Source organism: Nonomuraea sp. B19D2 (assembly GCF_040137845.1).
In the GTDB taxonomy this organism is placed as follows: Bacteria; Actinomycetota; Actinomycetes; order Streptosporangiales; family Streptosporangiaceae; genus Nonomuraea.
Genome location: NZ_JBEFAK010000025.1, coordinates 36,960 through 52,055 on the forward strand (window position 1 = coordinate 36,960; position 15,096 = coordinate 52,055).

Here is a 15,096-nt window from a genome sequence, read left to right on the forward strand (position 1 = left end):
CGGAGAAATGTTCAAATACGCACGGTCACGCCTTGGGTAGCCCGCGTCTCGCCTGCGAGAAGCCGGCGCGCGTGCGCGATGGCCTCTGGCGTATCGGCGAAGACCAGCCCGTCGCGGTGGAGGTGCTCAGCCACGCCCAGAGCGGCCAGCACCTGGTCGTGACCAGGCTTGATCCCGGACAACAGCACGGTGATCCCGCGCCGCTCCAGCCGGGCGATCGCGTCCCCCAGCACCTGCGCCCCGGTCGCGTCGATGGTCGAGACGCGCGACATGCGGAGGATGACAACCCGTACGTCCGACACCTCCGACAGCTCCAACAGGAAGCGATGCGCCGCCGCGAACAGCATCGGCCCATCGAAACGGTAGGCGACGATGTGTTCGGCCAGCAGCCGCAGTTCCTCCTCGCTGTGGTCTCCGCCCTCCAGCGGCACCTGCTCGACCCGGACCGTACGGGCCACCGCGCGCAGCGCCAGCACGATCGCCACGCCGATCCCCACCGCTACCGCGGTGACCAGGTCGAAGGCCACCGTCACCAGAAAGGTCAGCCCCATCACCAGCCCGTCGCTCCGCGTCGCCCGGGCGATCGCGCGCAGGGAGCCCACCTCAACCATCCGCACCGTGGTGGCCAGCAGCACTCCGGCCAGTGCAGCAAGCGGGATCCGGCCTACCAGCCCTGAGGCGGCGAACACGATCACAGCCAGCACCAGCGCGTGCGTCACCGCCGCCACCCGCGAGCGGGCGCCCGAGCGTACATTGACCGCGGTTCGCGCGATCGCCGCCGTCGCCGGCACTCCGCCGAACAGCGGCGCCACCAGGTTCGCGATCCCCTGACCGAACAGCTCCCGGTCCGGATCGTGCCGCTCGTTGACGCTCATCGCATCGGCCACCGACGCGCACAACAGACTCTCCAGCGCGGCCAGCGCCGCAACAGCCAGCGCGGAAGGCAGCAACAGGGCAAGCGCCCCGACATCCAGGAACCCCAGCGACGGCGCCGGCAGTGTACTGGGCAATGAGCCGATTCTGGCGACGTCCAACCCGGCCAGTTCCGCCACCACAGTCGCAAGCACGACCCCGATCAGCGAGAACGGCACGCCTGGCCGCCACCGGGCACCGGCCAGCATGAGCGCCGCCACCGCCAGCGCCATCACCACCGACTGGAAGTCCGGGTGCGCGGCGAAACGGGCCACCGCATCGGCCGCCACCTGCCAGACCCGTTCCCCCTGAGCGCCCGCCACGCCCAGCGCGGCTGGCACCTGCTGCAATGCGATGACGACCGCGATGCCCGCCGTGAACCCCTCGATCACCGATGTCGGCATGAACCGCGCGAACCTGCCTACCCTGGCCACCGCCAGAGCCACCAGTACGAGCCCGGCCATCAGCCCCACGGTCAACACGCCGGCAGGGCCGTACTGGCTCATGATCGGCACGAGCACGACCGTCATCGCCCCGGTCGGACCGGACACCTGCAGGTTGCTGCCGCCGAACACGGCCGCCAGCAACCCGGCCACAATCGCGGTGACAAGCCCGGCCTGCGCTCCCAGCCCCGAGTTCACCCCGAAGGCCAGCGCCAACGGCAACGCCACCACTGCCACGGTCACCCCGGCCAGGAGATCCCGCCGCGGATCCCGCCGCGCCGCCGCCCAATCAGAGGGACGAGGCAGGAAGCTGCGCACATGCCCCCAGATGTTGACCATATTCATCGCGTCCCCTGCGCTCGCAGCTCGGCCAGCAACTCACCCTGCCCTGCCAGCAGGCGCGTCAAGATCTGCCGTGCCGCCACCAGCAGCTCGGCCACCTCGGAAGTGGCCAACTCATACACCACGGTGACGCCCTCGCGGCTAGCCGTGACGATTCCAGCCCGGCGAAGGACGCTCAGCTGCTGCGACAGGCTGGATGCCTCGATGTCGATCTCGTTGAGCAGATCCCGGACCGGCAGGGGACCGTCATGCAGGAGCTCCAACACGCGGATACGCACGGGATGGCCCAACGTCCGGAAGAAGTCCGCCTTGGCCTGATAGAGCGGAACCGGCATGATCATGCCACCTCGATGCCGTGCTGCCCGGCGATCCGCAGCAGGTTCTCCAGCCGGTCAGCCAGCACCGACACCGTGTGGTCGTCCGAGTCCTGATGTAGCTCGGTCTCGACCTCACCGATCCGGGCACGCAACTCCTCCGCGAATACGGTCAAACCCTCACTCCTCGAACGAGACAACTCCTCGGCGGCCCCCGACGGGCACAACACTTCATGATGAAGCAAATTGAATAATTCTTCAAATCATGATGATTTGATGACCTCAAGGATCGTGCGATACCATCAGTGACGTGTGAGAGATGGACATAGTCCACAAACGGCGGGGCCGAGGGCGGCTCCTCGTGAGGAAGGGCAGATATGGGACGGGGACGAGCCAAGGCCAAGCAGACGAAGGTGGCTCGCGAGCTGAAGTACGCCAACCACAGGCTCGACCTCGAACGCCTCCGCACAGAACTCGTCTCCGACGGCGAGATGGACAGCGACGAGCAACCCCAACATGTCTCCAACCACGAGCAGGGCTAGGCGTCCATGTTCTATCGGAAGCCGCTCGAAGAGCGCATTGCCGACCGCGTGGCCAAGCGCAAGCCACTCGAGGAAGGCAAGACCTTCGAACACGGCCCAGCCAAGTTCGTCTTCATCTCTCTGATTGTCATCGTGGTCACGACTCACGTGGTGGGCATCGCCATCGCGATGCACTTCACCTGACACCCGCGTCAGCCCCTACCCCAGCAGCAATGGCGGGGAAGTCACGCTACTTCGTGCTCCCTCATGTGCGGCACCAAGTAGGAGCAACCAAGCTCTGTCGCTGATCTGCGACATGCAGGACGGATCGGCCCATGCTGCCGAATGCGAACGACCCCGCTGGGCGCCGATCGGCTGCCTCTGTCTGGTCGAAATCCCCCTCGCCCAGACAGCCTTTTCGCGTGTTCCCCACGTGCGCGCTTCCCGTCGAGTCCGTGTGATGAGCGCCCTGCACGCATCAAGACCCGCTCGGCCGTCACCGGGATGATCACAAAGTATGAGCGTCTGTCTATGCATGATCGGTAGCAGGACCACGGTTCTCACCCCGGTCCGGGCCGGACGCCTGCAGCCCGGATCCGCCGAACGCGCCGGCAACGGCGGTGGCGAGTCCCGGCGGCCGCACCCAGCCCAGAGGAGATTCCAAACCGAGTGACAGCGGCATGCTCGCCACCGTCAGCCCGGCCAGCAGGTCCCGTCGCGGGTGGCGGCCGGCGCGGCGAGGCCGGGCAGCAGCGCACGCAAGCGGGCCCAGCCCGCCGACACGAACGTGTTCACGCGGTGCGGCTTCCCGCCTCATCCCGCAGCAGCTCACTGAGCAGCTCGTTCTGTCCCGCCAGCTTCTCGGTCAGCAGCTCACGAGCGGCGCGCAGCAGCCCGGCCACCCGGCCACCGGCCAGCGCGTAGACCACGGTGGCCCCCTCGCGCTGCGCGGTCACCATGCCCGAGCGGCGCAGCACCGCCAAGTGCTGCGACAGCCCGGTCGGCTCCACTTCAATCGCGGCCAGCAGCTCCCGCACCGGCATCGGCCCGTCCTGCAGCAGCTCCAGCACCCGAATCCGGACCGGATGGCCCAGCAGGCGAAACAGCTCGGCCTTGGCCTCATACAGCGGCACCGACATCACGCCACATCCTCCCCCGCCGGGCCAGCGCCGCCGGCCTCGGCCACCACCGCCTCGACAGCACCCTGAATGCTCACCGCGTGCGCATCGGCAAGCCGCCGCACGTCCTCCCACTCACCCTCGGCCACCAAGACCGCATGGGCATCCCCGTCCTGGCGGGCAGCTCGCAAAGCCTGCAAGGCCACCTGCGCCCGCTCCCGGATAGCCGCGGCAAATGCCGTACTCACGTCACCCCTGCTTCCACCGGCGCCGAAACACTCACGCGCCAAGCCATCTCATGACTAATTACGATTCTTCGCAATTACGATAACATAGGGGTTGTGAGGTGCACATCCGGACTGGACCCGGGCGCGGCGTTCCATCCCGTGCACCAGCATGAACCATCCACACTCGATCGCCCGCGAGCGCCACCCACGCCACGGCCCATCCAGGCACCGCTCGCAGCGCGTGGCGCGGACTGTCACACCAGCCATCGGAGCCATCTGATGCAGCTGACCATCGACGCCCACCCCTCCTGCACGGTGATGACGATCGGCGACCACATCACCTGGCCCGACACCGACCAGCTGATCACGCGCATCAACCAGATGGCCGACAGTCCCCGCGGCCTCCCCGCCCTGGTGCTCGACGTCAGCCACGTCACCACGGCAAGAACGACGGCCGCGTACCTGATCCTCATCCGCGTCAGGCGGCAGCCGAATGATCGTGCTCCCCGAGCTTTCCTTCAATGCCTATTTGTTTGATCCAGCGGCCCCGCCATGCGCTCACACCCGACAAGGTCTACAGCCGAGCCGTTTCGAACCATCCTCTGCGTGAAGGGGAAGAGGAAGCCATCACCTGGATGAGCTTCGATCGGAGCAACGGCGTCGACTACAGACGTGTCCCCTACACGCGCCGACCGAACGGAGAGCCGGTGTTCGACGATCCGGAGATGTTCACGGTAGCCGTGCGCCCTGCCGAGCACATGCCGGGCTACAGCAACTGGAGCGAACTCTCGCCCAATCCAACAACCGGGTTCGGGTTCACGCGGCGTGCGGGGTGAAAGTCACGCGGGAGTCTCCCTCGTCGATGGCGACGTTCAACACACCGTCCAGGGCCTTCGCCAGGCGCCGAAGCAGCGGGAGCGTGGGCACGGTGTCGCCGCCCTCCATCCGGGAGACCTGAGGCTGTGTCATCCCGGCCCGCTCGGCCAGCTCGGCCTGGGACAGGCCCAGCTCGATCCGGCGGTTGTAGACCGCCTGCCCAAGATCGCCGGCCAACCTTGCGTCAACGTACTCCTGGTCGTACTCCACCGACTCACCGGCAAGCTGCCGGGTTCGGCGTGTCTTCCACGTGCTGTGGTTCATCCGTTCTCCTTGCGCCGATCGTAGGTGTGCTGAGCATGGCCGTGCTCGGCCTCGCAGACCTTCTGTGCCTGATGGGCACGCTCTACTTCCGACGCTTCACGCATCTTCGTCTTGCGGAACACCGTCAGCAGAACGATCCGCGGCCCGGGCGCGAGCCAGTACGGGATACGCACTGCCTCGCCGTCCAGCTCGAATCGCAGCTCGCGTAGCTTGCCTCCCAAGTGGCGCGAGTACGGCTCGCCGAGCGTTGTCGGCTCATCCAGCAGACGGTCGGCCTTGTCCTCCACCCGCCGGTACAACCGAAAGGGCAGCAGCTCCAGCCGATCCCGCACCTCGGGTTAGAGCTCGATCTGCCAGCGGTCCGTCATGCAATCGACGATATATGTATTTGATTGCATGCCAGCAAGCCTTCGCGAGCTGCCGCGACCCGCGGTGCCACTCTAAGCATGGAAAAGATCACTCTAGGCGAGGGCAGCCCGGGGGTGATCATTAATTACTTCGGGTAGGAACGTCGCACTGAGGCACAGAATGACCATCCGTCCTGGCTCATAACCGGTGAGCGTCAACGAGAACGGGAGAGACTCCGTGAGACTGGAGGCCCGCCCGTTTGTACGATGCTCGCCCTGGTCAGCGGTCGGAACCGCTGGTCAAGATCGAGTGCCCCCTGCAGGATTCGAACCTAATGACACCAGCTCCGGAGGCCGTTTGCCGGCTCCACCGTGCCAGGAATGGCACCTCCGGGTGGACGTGCGTTCGGATCTCCAAGACCAATGATCGGGCGCGAGAGCGCGCCGCCGGTCACGCCCCCGAGGAGCCGGGGATGACGGCGGCGAGCTCCGGGATGCGGGCCCGGTAGCCGTCGAGCAGCCGGCGCGCCGTCGTCACCGAGTCGACCAGGGGATGCAGGGCGAACGCCTCGACCGCCAGGCGGGCCGAGCCGGTCATGGCGGCCTCGATGGCGGCCTGCTCCACCGCCTTGACCTGCTGCATCAGGCCCAGGAAGCGGCCGGGCAGGGCATGGGTGGCCAGGGGGCGGACGCCCGAGCCGTCCACCGCGCACGGGATCTCGACGACCGCGTCCGCGGGCAGCCCGGGCACGGCGGCGCCGTTGCGCACGTTGAGGATCATGGAGGTGGGCTCGCCGCGGGCGATGGCGGCCATGAGGGCCAGCGCGATGCCCTCGTAGCCGCCCGCCTCCAGGTCGGCGGCGGCGCGCTCGCCGGCCTCGGTGGCGTCACGGGCCTCGGCCATGTACGACTCGTCGCGCAGCCTGCGTGTCCTGACCCACTCGGCGAGTGCCTCGCCGGGCCGCGCCCGCACGGCCGCGTAGAAGTCGTCCTGCTGCCGCACCAGGGACTCGCCGCGCGTCTGCCCGGAGATCGCGGCGACCGACTCCCGGGTGAAGTAGTAGTAGTACAGGTACTCGTTGGGCAGCGCGCCCAGCGTGCGCACCCAGTCGGCGCCGAAGATGCGCGCCTCCTCCACCTGCCGCAGCGCGGCCTCGTCCGCCAGCAGCTCCGGCAGCACGTCGCGCCCGTCATGGACGAGGCCGCGCAGCCAGCCGAGGTGGTTGAGCCCCACGTAGTCGGGCGACACGCGCGCGGGGTCGAGCCCGAGCGCGGCGGCGGCCCGCCTGATCAGCCCGATCGGCGAGTCGCAGATGCCGATCACGCGGTCGCCGAGCACATGCCGCATGGCCTCGGTGATCATGCCCGCGGGGTTGGTGAAGTTGATGACCCACGCCCGGGGCGCGAGCGCGGCCACCCGCTCCGCCACGTGCACCGCCACCGGGATGGTGCGCAGGCCGTAGGAGATGCCGCCGGGACCGGTCGTCTCCTGCCCGAGCAGGCCCAGGTCAAGGGCGACCCGCTCATCGGCCGTGCGGCCCGCCAGGCCGCCGACCCTGATGGCGGAGAAGACGAAAGCGGCGTCGCGCAGCGCGGTGTCCAGATCGGTGGTGATCTGGATCTCCGGCGGATCGTCGTGCCCGGCGGCGAGCTGGCGCAGCACGTGACGGATGGCCTCGAGACGGTCCTGCGACACGTCGTGGAGCACCACCTGCTCCACGCGCGGCTTGGCGGTGTCGCGCAGGAGCGCGCCGTACACGAGCGGCACACGGAAGCCGCCGCCCCCGAGAACGGCCAGTTTCATGCAAACCCCTTCATGCCAGCATCACCTCGGCGCCCGCCGCCGCGCAGTTGCGCAACGTCACCTCGTCGGCGCCCTCGTTCGTCACGATCACATCGATGTCCTCGGGACCGCACACCCGCAGCGCGCCGGTGCCGGGGAACTTGTGCCGGTCGACGAGCAGCACCACCTGCCCCGCCGAGGCGATCATGGCGCGCTTCAGCGGCACCTCGGCCAGCGTGGTGTCCACGAGCTGCCCGTCCGGCCGCACGCCGCTGACGCCCAGGAACACGCGGTCGGCGACCACCTGGCTGAGCGCCGCCTCGGTCAGCACCCCGACCAGCGAGTGGTACGGCCGGCGCACCATGCCGCCGAGCAGCAGCAGCTCGACCTCGGGGTCGGAGCGCAGCACGTCGAGCACGGCGAGGCTGGAGGTGACCACGGTGACGCGGCGCCCGCGCAGCCGGCGGGCCAGGCGCATGGTCGTCGTGCCGATGTCGAGCAGGACCACCTCGCCGTCGTTCACCAGCTCCGCGGCGCGGACCGCCACCGCCTCCTTGTCCTGCTCGTCCACGGCCGCCACCTCGGCGAACGGCCGGTCGGCGTCGGCGTCGACGCTGACCCCGCCGTCGAGGAGCCCGTCGTCAAGGAGCAGGGCCCCGCCGCGGACGCGCCGCAGCGTGCCGTCGCGGTCGAGCACCTCGAGGTCCCTGCGGATGGTGGACGGACTGACGCCGAGCTGGCTGGCGAGATCGCGAACGCTGGTGGCGCCTGAGAGTCGGACCCGGCGCATGATCTCGGCATGCCTGAGGCGCTGAAGCACGGCGCGAGTCTATCAGTCAGATTCGCGCAGGAGTATGCATCTTTGACCAGAAACTCCCAGGGAAGACTTGAAGTGTGCGAGCAAACGTGCAAGATTGCGCACATCTCGATTCGTGTCGGGGAGGATTCATCCCGTGTCCATGCAGGCCTACGACCCTCTCGCCGACGAGCGCACCCCGGACGGGCCGCAGTTCGACGTCTTTTTGGCGGGCACGGTCTTTCTCGACATCATCTTCACCGGCCTGCCCGCGATGCCCGCGGCCGGCACCGAGATCTGGGCCGAGGGCATGGGTTCGTGCCCCGGCGGCATCGCCAACCTCGCCATCGCGACCAGCCGGCTGGGGCTGCGCACCTCGCTCGCGGCCGCGTTCGGCGACGACGACTACGGTGACTTCTGCTGGCGCACGCTGGAGGAGCAGGAGTCCGTCGACCTGTCCAGGTCGCGGCGCTTCGAGCACTGGCACTCGCCGGTGACCGTCTCCATGGCGGTCGACCGCGACCGCAGCATGGTGACGCACGGCCACGCGGCTCCCATGGCGGCGTCCGAGATGATCGGCACGCCGCCCCGGTCCAAGGCGGTGATCGTGCCGCTCTCCACCGAGGACCCGCTCGACTCCCCCGACAGTCCGTGCAACTGGGCGGAGCTGGCCCGCCGCGACGGCGCCCTCATCTTCGCCGACGTGGGCTGGGATCCCTCGGGAGTGTGGTCGCGGTCCCTGCTCGACCAGCTCGCGCTCTGCCACGCGTTCATGCCCAACGCGGTCGAGGCGATGGCCTACACCGGCGCCGACACCCCGCGCGACGCCCTCTACGCGATCGCCGACAAGGTGCCCGTCGCGGTGGTGACCGACGGCGCCAACGGCGCCATGGCCATCGACTCCGCGTCGGGAGAGGAGGCGTTCGTGCCCGCTCCGCGGGTGACGGCGCTCGACCCGACCGGCGCGGGCGACGTCTTCGGCGCGGGCTTCGTGCTCGGCACGCTGTCCCGCTGGCCGCTGGCCGACCGGCTGGCGTTCGCGCAGCTCTGCGCGGCCCTGGCGGTGCAGCAGTTCGGCGGCTCGCTGGCCGCGCCCGGCTGGGGCGACATCGCCGACTGGTGGCACGAGGTGCGCGACTCGGCCGACCACGCCGGCGCCTACGGCAGCTCGCTGGCCCGCCGCTACGCCTTCCTCGACAAGCTGGTGCCCGCCCTCCCGGTGGGCGCCGTGCGCCGCGCCGCCGCCACCATCGCCCGGTACGCCGACGTCGGCCCTCAGCCCTCCGCGGCCCGGCCGGACCGGCCCGAGGACGAGGACCCCGGCACGCCCCGCGTGCCTGCGCAGAAGGAGTAACACCATGAACCCCCCACTCCGGGCGCTCGCCGTGCTCGCCGCCGGCTCCCTCGCCCTCGCCGCGTGCGCACCCGGCTCCTCCGCCCCGCCCGGCCCCGCGGCGACCCCGCTCTCGACGGTACGCACCGACGCCCCGAGCCTCGGCAACGTCACGCTCACGGTCTGGGACCAGGAGGTACGCGGCGGTCAGGCCGCCCAGATGAAGCAGCTCAACACCGCCTTCCAGGCGAAATACCCCAACATCAAGCTCAACCGGGTGAGCCGCTCCTTCGACGACCTCAACACCACCCTGCGCCTGGCGTTGAGCGGCAACGAGCCGCCCGACGTCGTGGAGGCCAACAACGGGCGCTCCTCGATGGGCGCGTTCGTCAAGGCCGGGCAGCTCCGCCCGCTGGACGCCTACGCCGAGGCGTACGGATGGAAGAAGCGCTACCCGCAGTCGGTGCTGCGCTATTCGAGCTACAGCGCCGACGGCAAGGTGTTCGGCGAGGGCAACCTGTACGGCCTGCCGCAGGTCGGCGAGGTCGTCGGCGTCTTCTACAACAAGGCCAAGCTGACCAAGCTCGGCCTGCAGCCGCCGAAGACGTGGGCCGAGTTCGAGGCCGCGCTGGCCAAGGCCAAGACCGCCGGCGAGGTGCCGATGCAGCTGGGCAACCTCGACAAGTGGCCGGCCATCCACGTGTTCGGCACGGTGCAGGGCCGCGGCGTACCGAAGGACCAGATCAGCACGCTGGCCTTCGGCCGCAAGGGCGCCTCGTGGAACACGCCGGAGAACACCAGGGCCGCCGAGGAGCTCGTCGGCTGGGTCGACAAGGGCTACTTCAACAAGGGCTTCAACGGCCAGGGCTACGACCCGGCGTGGCAGGCGTTCGGCAAGGGCGAGGGCGTCTTCATGATCGCGGGCACCTGGCTCCTCGCCGACCTGCAGAAGTCCTTGGGCAAGGACCTGGGCTTCATGCTGCCGCCGGGCGCCACGGCCGACGCGCCGCCCGTCGCGACCGGCGGGACCGGGCTGCCGTTCGCGATCACGGCCAAGAGCCCCCACCCCGACGCGGCGGCGGCGTACATCGACTTCATCACCAGCGCCGACGCGATGAAGGTGCTCACCACCACCGGCAACCTGCCCGTCGCCGACACGGCGCAGCAGAGCGTCACGGCGGGGCCGCAGCAGGACGTCTTCACCGCGTTCGGCACGGTGACGGCGAAGGACGGGCTGGTGCCGTACCTCGACTACGCGACCCCGACGTTCGCCGACACGCTGGGCGCGGCGCTGCAGGACCTGCTGGCCAAGAAGCAGAGCCCGCAGGAGTTCCTGGCCACGCTGGAGAAGGACTACAAGACGTTCGCCGAGAGCAACGGGTGACCCGACCGATGACCTGGGGCCGGCCTCCCGGAGAGCCGCGCCGCATCGCCTACCTCTACCTGCTTCCGGCGTTCGCCGTCTACGCGGTCTTCCTGCTCTACCCGATCGGGCGCGCGGTGCAGCTGTCGCTGTACGACTGGGACGGGCTGTCGCTCGGCCGCTGGGTCGGCCTGGACAACTACGTCGCGATCGTCGCCGACGAGGGGCTGCGGGCGGCGTTCGGCCACGCGCTGGTGCTGATCGTGTTCTACGCTGCCGGGCCGCTGGTCATCGGGCTGGGGCTGGCCGCGATACTCAACCACGCCAAGGTGCGCGGCCTCGGCTTCTTCCGCACGGTCGTGTTCCTGCCGCAGGTGGTGGCCATGGTCGTGGTGGCCGTGGCCTGGCGGCGCGTCTACGCACCGGACGGCACGCTCAACGGGCTGCTCGGCGCGCTCGGGCTCGACTCGCTGACCAGGGGCTGGCTGGGCGACTACACGTTCGCGCTGCCGGCGGTCGGGGTGGTCGGCACCTGGTTCGAGACCGGCCTGGTGACCGTGCTGCTGCTGGCCGGGATGAGCCGCATCCCCGGCGAGCTGTACGAGGCCGCGCGGCTGGACGGCGCGGGCGCGGTCAGGGAGTTCTTCGCAGTCACGCTGCCGTCGGTGCGCGGGGAGATCGCGGTCGCGCTGACGCTGACGGTGATCGCCGCGCTGCGCACGTTCGACCTGGTGTACGTCACGACGCGGGGCGGGCCCGGCGACTCCACGTCGGTGCCGTCGTACGAGGTCTACCACCGGGCCTTCGGGCTCAGCCAGATCGGCTCGGCGGCGGCCATCGGCGTCACGCTCACGGTGGTCATCTTCGTGATCTCGTTCGGGATCAACCGGTTCGCGGACAGGAGGGACTCGTGATCTCGCGCGGTGAGCGGGTGGCCAACTACGTCATCCTGTCGGTGTTCGCCGCGTTCGCGCTCTTCCCCATCGTGACGATCCTGTCCGCCGCGCTCGGCCCCGCCGACAGCGGCGGCACGTCCGGGCTGGGCAACTTCACGGCGGCCTGGGAGATCGGCCACTTCGGCACGTACCTGCGCAGCAGCCTGGCGGTGTCGTCGTTCGTCGTGGTCGTGAGCGTGGTGTTGTCGATCATGAGCGGGTACGCGTTCGGCACCATGCGCTTCCGCGGCCAGTCGGTGCTGTTCTACCTGTTCATGCTCGGGATCATGATGCCGAGCGAGGCCATCGCGGTGCCGCTCTACTTCGACCTGCGCTCGCTCGGGATGATCGACACGTTCTGGTCGGTGGCGCTGCCGCAGGTGGCGCTGTCGGTGGCGTTCGGCACGTTCTGGATGCGGGCGTACTTCCGCGCCTCCAGCCGCGCGATCGTGGAGGCCGCCCGCATCGACGGCGCCTCGACCTGGCGCATCCTGTGGCAGGTGCTGGTGCCGCCGGCCCGGCCCGCCGTCGTCACGCTGACCGTGCTGGTCTTCATGTGGACGTGGAACGAGTTCCTCATCCCGCTGATCATGGTGACCAGCGAGTCGCTGCGGACCGCGCCGCTGGGCCTGGCCTTCTTCCAGGGCCAGTACACCTCCGGCTTCACCCTGCTCGCCGCCGGGTCGGTCATCGTCGCGACCCCGGTGGTGATCTTCTACCTGTTCCTTCAGCGCCACTTCGTCCGCGGGCTGCTCCAGGGGGCAGTCCGCGAGTAGCCGCTCTTTCCGGAGGTTCCATGCGTAAACGCCTGTCGCTGGTGCTGGCCGCCACGGTCGCGCTCGCCGTCTTACCTGCCGTACCGTCCGCAGCCTCCGCCGATTCGCCCGTGGACCTCGACGCGCTGTTCGTCGGCGCGCACCCCGACGACGAGGCGTTCAGCCTGTCCACGCTCGGCCAGTGGAAGGAGGACCACGACGTCCGCACCGGCGTCGTCACCGTCACCCGGGGCGAGGGCGGCGGCAACGCGGTCGGGCCCGAGGAGGGCCCGGCGCTCGGGCTGCTGCGCGAGGCCGAGGAGCGGTCGGCCGTCGGCAAGGCGGGCGTGCGCGAGGTGTTCAACCTCGACGACGTCGACTTCTACTACACGGTGAGCGCACCGCTGACCGACCAGATCTGGGGCGCGGACACCCTGGAGAAGGTCGTGCGGTTGGTCCGGCAGACCCGGCCCGAGGTGATCCTGACCATGGACCCGGCGCCCTCCCCCGGCAACCACGGCAACCACCAGCAGGCGGCGCGGCTGGCCGTGCAGGCGTTCTACGCGGCGGCCGACCCCAAGGCGTTCCCCGAGCAGATCACCCGTGAGGGGCTGAAGCCGTTCGCGCCCGCCCGGCTGCTGCTCGGCGGCGGTCGCGGCACCTCGCAGACCGGCCCGTCCTGCGCCTCGACCTTCCGTCCCACCAACCCCGCGCAGAACGTGTACGGCGTGTGGGGCGGACGCGCCTCCCAGGTACAGGGCAAGACGTGGGCGGCCGTCGAGCGCGAGGCACAGCGCACGTACGCCTCCCAGGGGTGGGCCGTCTTCCCCGACGTGCCGTCGGACCCCAACCAGCTGGGCTGCGACTTCTTCACGCAGGTGGACTCGCGGGTGCCGTTCCCCGCGCCCGGCAGCGCGGCGGCCGCGGCGCCCACGGCGATCCTCGACGGGGCCCTGACGAGGGCTTCGGGGACGGTCCCGCTCGGCACCTCGTTCGGCCTGAGCACCAGCACGTTCGACGTGCGCCCTGGCACGCCGTTCACCGTCAAGGTCACCGCGACCGCGCCCGCGCGCGAGCCGCTGGGCCGGTCGTCGGTGAAGCTGGGCCTCCCGGAGGGCTGGCAGGTCAGCGGCTCGGGCGACCTGGGCAGGCTCGCCGCGGGACGCACGGGGACGGCGACGTTCACAGTGACGCCGGCCCAGGGCAGCGGGCGGGCGCGTGTCTCGGCCGCGCTGACCACCGAGCAGGGCGGCGGGTACACCGACCGTCAGGTCGAGATCAGCCCCGCCGTACGGGCGACGCAGCAGCTCCTTCCGCAGGTCGCCCAGTTCGAGAAGTGGATCTCCGAGGTCGGCGTGCCGCAGCTGCGCGGCATCGTCACGCCCGTGCTCACGCTGCCCTCCGGCGGCTCCAGGCAGGTCGGCGTCGTGGTGACCAACATCAGCGACGCCGCCAGGTCCGGCACCGTGCGGGTCGACCTGCCCGCCGGGTTCACCGCGGACCGCGTGGAGGCGCCCTACACCGACCTGGCGGCCGGGGCCTCGGCGACGGTGCCGTTCACCGTCACCAACTCCGACCCCTCGCTGAAGACGTCCAACCAGGGCGGCGACTACGCGTACACCATCAGCGTGGACGGCGCGGTCGTGAGCAAGCCGGCGCTCGAGCTGGTCCCGGCGACCTCCGTTCCGCAGGCTTCGCCGACCGTGGACGGCATGGCGGGCGACGGCGAGTACCCGGGGTCCGCCCTCGACATCTCGCGCCTGTGGGAGGGCACCGCGTGCTCGTCGGCGGCCGACTGCTCGGGCACGGCCAGGCTGGCCTGGCACGACGACACCCTCTACCTGCTGGTCCAGGTGAAGGACGACGTGCTCGGCACGCGGCTGGCGGCCGCCGACTGCAAGCGGCACTGGCGTACCGACGCGGTGGAGGTCACGTTCGACCCGCGCGGCACGTCCGAGAACACCTCGACCACGTTCAAGGCGGCGGTGCTGCCGGTGACCGCTGAAGGGCCGCCGTGCTTCGAGCGGGACGCCGACAACCGCCAGGGACCGGGCGAGCAGACCGCGCCGGGCATGCGGGTGGCCTCGAAGGTCGCCCCGGGCGGCTACACGGTGGAGATGTCCATCCCGATGGCGGTCCTGCCGGGCTCGATCGACCCCGCTCACCTGGGCCTGAACATCCTGGTCTACGACTCCGACACCCAGGACAAGACCGGCCAGACCCGGATCGGCTGGTCGACGTGGGGCGGCGTGCAGGGCGACCCGTACCGGTGGGGTGTCGCCTCGCTGACCGGCTACCGGCCGCCCGCCGACCGGCCCGTCCCCGACCCGGTGATCCCGGACACGGGCCTGTCCAGCCTGGACTCGCCGCAATCGCTGGAGCAGGCGGTACGGGTGCACGTGCCGCTCGCGGGCGGCCCGGCGGCGAAGGAGTCGGAGAGCGGCTGGCTCACCTCCGCCACGGCCTCACAGTCGGGGGTGAAGGTGACGGTGCGGGCGAACGCGGCAGGCAAGGCGCACGTGTTCGTCCGGGATGACCAGGGGACGGCGGGCAGCCGCGTCGTCACGGTCTCCAGCAAGGGGACCACGACCGTGACCGTCCCCCTGACCCGCGCCCTCGCCGCCCACCCGGCGGTGGTGGCCGGCTGGGAGGCGCCCGGCGGAGGCACGGCGGCCTCGCAGGTGAGAGTCCGCTGAAAGGTCGGCCGCCCGTCCCCGGGACGGGCGGCCACCCGATTAGACGCATCCCCGGAAACCCCCTAATCTGC

The 15,096-nt window shown here is 70.1% G+C and carries 17 protein-coding genes and 1 pseudogene; 9 read left to right on the forward strand and 9 right to left on the reverse strand.

Features of this window, described 5'->3' with window-relative positions; genetic code table 11:
- Nucleotides 1–11: 11 nt before the first annotated feature.
- From ABN273_RS36110 to ABN273_RS36120, 3 genes are read right to left on the reverse strand one after another with little or no spacing between them, the layout of a single operon-like run.
- Nucleotides 12–1,700, reverse strand: a complete 1,689-nt coding sequence (locus tag ABN273_RS36110) for a SulP family inorganic anion transporter (RefSeq protein ID WP_349453595.1) — start codon at nucleotides 1,698–1,700, stop codon at nucleotides 12–14.
- Nucleotides 1,697–2,032 (reverse strand): ArsR/SmtB family transcription factor, encoded by a 336-nt coding sequence (locus tag ABN273_RS36115; RefSeq protein WP_349453704.1) that lies wholly within the window; start codon nucleotides 2,030–2,032, stop codon nucleotides 1,697–1,699. The genes ABN273_RS36110 and ABN273_RS36115 overlap by 4 nt, the downstream gene beginning before the upstream one ends.
- 2 nt (nucleotides 2,033–2,034) lie before the next feature.
- On the reverse strand, nucleotides 2,035–2,187 hold the full coding sequence (locus ABN273_RS36120; protein WP_349453596.1) for a hypothetical protein: 153 nt from the start codon (nucleotides 2,185–2,187) through the stop codon (nucleotides 2,035–2,037).
- Nucleotides 2,188–2,388: 201 nt separating this feature from the next.
- Between ABN273_RS36120 and ABN273_RS36125 the strand changes: the two are divergent.
- Together ABN273_RS36125 and ABN273_RS36130 are read left to right on the forward strand one after the other, a co-directional pair.
- A pseudogene (locus ABN273_RS36125) lies at nucleotides 2,389–2,502 on the forward strand (DUF3073 family protein); the annotation flags it as partial.
- A 57-nt stretch (nucleotides 2,503–2,559) separates the two neighbouring features.
- Nucleotides 2,560–2,736 (forward strand): hypothetical protein, encoded by a 177-nt coding sequence (locus tag ABN273_RS36130; RefSeq protein ID WP_349453598.1) that lies wholly within the window; start codon nucleotides 2,560–2,562, stop codon nucleotides 2,734–2,736.
- Nucleotides 2,737–3,323: 587 nt separating this feature from the next.
- On the opposite strand, the gene ABN273_RS36135 is transcribed toward ABN273_RS36130, so the two are convergent.
- Nucleotides 3,324–3,671: an ArsR/SmtB family transcription factor gene (locus ABN273_RS36135; protein ID WP_349453705.1), complete on the reverse strand. Its 348-nt coding sequence runs from the start codon at nucleotides 3,669–3,671 to the stop codon at nucleotides 3,324–3,326.
- On the reverse strand, nucleotides 3,671–3,898 hold the full coding sequence (locus tag ABN273_RS36140) for a hypothetical protein (RefSeq protein WP_349453599.1): 228 nt from the start codon (nucleotides 3,896–3,898) through the stop codon (nucleotides 3,671–3,673). The genes ABN273_RS36135 and ABN273_RS36140 overlap by 1 nt, the downstream gene beginning before the upstream one ends.
- Nucleotides 3,899–4,156: 258 nt before the next feature.
- On the opposite strand from ABN273_RS36140, the gene ABN273_RS36145 reads away from it, so the two are divergent.
- Entirely contained in the window at nucleotides 4,157–4,414 is a 258-nt protein-coding gene (locus ABN273_RS36145; RefSeq protein WP_349453600.1) for a hypothetical protein, read from the forward strand.
- Nucleotides 4,411–4,713 (forward strand): hypothetical protein, encoded by a 303-nt coding sequence (locus ABN273_RS36150; protein ID WP_349453601.1) that lies wholly within the window; start codon nucleotides 4,411–4,413, stop codon nucleotides 4,711–4,713. Before ABN273_RS36145 ends, ABN273_RS36150 begins: the two co-directional genes overlap by 4 nt.
- Here the strand turns inward: ABN273_RS36150 and ABN273_RS36155 are convergent.
- The 4 genes from ABN273_RS36155 to ABN273_RS36170 all read right to left on the reverse strand — a co-directional run bounded on the left by ABN273_RS36155 (nucleotide 4,694) and on the right by ABN273_RS36170 (nucleotide 7,967).
- Nucleotides 4,694–5,017: a helix-turn-helix domain-containing protein gene (locus ABN273_RS36155; protein WP_195894072.1), complete on the reverse strand. Its 324-nt coding sequence runs from the start codon at nucleotides 5,015–5,017 to the stop codon at nucleotides 4,694–4,696. The genes ABN273_RS36150 and ABN273_RS36155 overlap by 20 nt on opposite strands.
- Entirely contained in the window at nucleotides 5,014–5,349 is a 336-nt protein-coding gene (locus ABN273_RS36160; RefSeq protein WP_349453602.1) for a type II toxin-antitoxin system RelE/ParE family toxin, read from the reverse strand. The genes ABN273_RS36155 and ABN273_RS36160 overlap by 4 nt, the downstream gene beginning before the upstream one ends.
- 466 nt (nucleotides 5,350–5,815) lie before the next feature.
- Nucleotides 5,816–7,168 carry a 6-phospho-beta-glucosidase gene (locus ABN273_RS36165; protein WP_349453603.1) on the reverse strand — a complete coding sequence of 451 codons (1,353 nt, stop codon included), beginning with the start codon at nucleotides 7,166–7,168 and terminating at the stop codon, nucleotides 5,816–5,818.
- Nucleotides 7,169–7,178: 10 nt separating this feature from the next.
- On the reverse strand, nucleotides 7,179–7,967 hold the full coding sequence (locus tag ABN273_RS36170) for a DeoR/GlpR family DNA-binding transcription regulator (protein ID WP_349453604.1): 789 nt from the start codon (nucleotides 7,965–7,967) through the stop codon (nucleotides 7,179–7,181).
- A 139-nt stretch (nucleotides 7,968–8,106) separates the two neighbouring features.
- On the opposite strand from ABN273_RS36170, the gene ABN273_RS36175 reads away from it, so the two are divergent.
- From ABN273_RS36175 to ABN273_RS36195, 5 genes are read left to right on the forward strand one after another with little or no spacing between them, the layout of a single operon-like run.
- On the forward strand, nucleotides 8,107–9,297 hold the full coding sequence (locus ABN273_RS36175) for a carbohydrate kinase family protein (RefSeq protein ID WP_349453706.1): 1,191 nt from the start codon (nucleotides 8,107–8,109) through the stop codon (nucleotides 9,295–9,297).
- 4 nt (nucleotides 9,298–9,301) lie between these two features.
- Nucleotides 9,302–10,660, forward strand: coding sequence for an extracellular solute-binding protein (locus tag ABN273_RS36180; RefSeq protein WP_349453605.1), 1,359 nt, complete (start codon nucleotides 9,302–9,304; stop codon nucleotides 10,658–10,660).
- Nucleotides 10,657–11,553, forward strand: coding sequence for a carbohydrate ABC transporter permease (locus tag ABN273_RS36185; protein WP_349453606.1), 897 nt, complete (start codon nucleotides 10,657–10,659; stop codon nucleotides 11,551–11,553). The genes ABN273_RS36180 and ABN273_RS36185 overlap by 4 nt, the downstream gene beginning before the upstream one ends.
- Nucleotides 11,550–12,350: a carbohydrate ABC transporter permease gene (locus ABN273_RS36190; RefSeq protein ID WP_349453607.1), complete on the forward strand. Its 801-nt coding sequence runs from the start codon at nucleotides 11,550–11,552 to the stop codon at nucleotides 12,348–12,350. The genes ABN273_RS36185 and ABN273_RS36190 overlap by 4 nt, the downstream gene beginning before the upstream one ends.
- Nucleotides 12,351–12,370: 20 nt before the next feature.
- A complete protein-coding gene (locus tag ABN273_RS36195) occupies nucleotides 12,371–15,025 on the forward strand; it encodes a sugar-binding protein (protein ID WP_349453608.1) in 2,655 nt (884 codons plus the stop codon).
- The last annotated feature ends 71 nt before the right edge of the window (nucleotides 15,026–15,096 follow it).

Bases quoted from the DNA above. Each gene is read 5' to 3' on its own strand.
- ABN273_RS36110 (WP_349453595.1), bottom strand. From the start codon at position 1,700: ATGAATATGGTCAACATCTGGGGGCATGTGCGCAGCTTCCTGCCTCGT.
- ABN273_RS36115 (WP_349453704.1), bottom strand. From the start codon at position 2,032: ATGCCGGTTCCGCTCTATCAGGCCAAGGCGGACTTCTTCCGGACGTTG.
- ABN273_RS36130 (WP_349453598.1), top strand. From the start codon at position 2,560: ATGTTCTATCGGAAGCCGCTCGAAGAGCGCATTGCCGACCGCGTGGCC.
- ABN273_RS36135 (WP_349453705.1), bottom strand. From the start codon at position 3,671: ATGTCGGTGCCGCTGTATGAGGCCAAGGCCGAGCTGTTTCGCCTGCTG.
- ABN273_RS36145 (WP_349453600.1), top strand. From the start codon at position 4,157: ATGCAGCTGACCATCGACGCCCACCCCTCCTGCACGGTGATGACGATC.
- ABN273_RS36155 (WP_195894072.1), bottom strand. From the start codon at position 5,017: ATGAACCACAGCACGTGGAAGACACGCCGAACCCGGCAGCTTGCCGGT.
- ABN273_RS36165 (WP_349453603.1), bottom strand. From the start codon at position 7,168: ATGAAACTGGCCGTTCTCGGGGGCGGCGGCTTCCGTGTGCCGCTCGTG.
- ABN273_RS36175 (WP_349453706.1), top strand. From the start codon at position 8,107: ATGCAGGCCTACGACCCTCTCGCCGACGAGCGCACCCCGGACGGGCCG.
- ABN273_RS36180 (WP_349453605.1), top strand. From the start codon at position 9,302: ATGAACCCCCCACTCCGGGCGCTCGCCGTGCTCGCCGCCGGCTCCCTC.
- ABN273_RS36195 (WP_349453608.1), top strand. From the start codon at position 12,371: ATGCGTAAACGCCTGTCGCTGGTGCTGGCCGCCACGGTCGCGCTCGCC.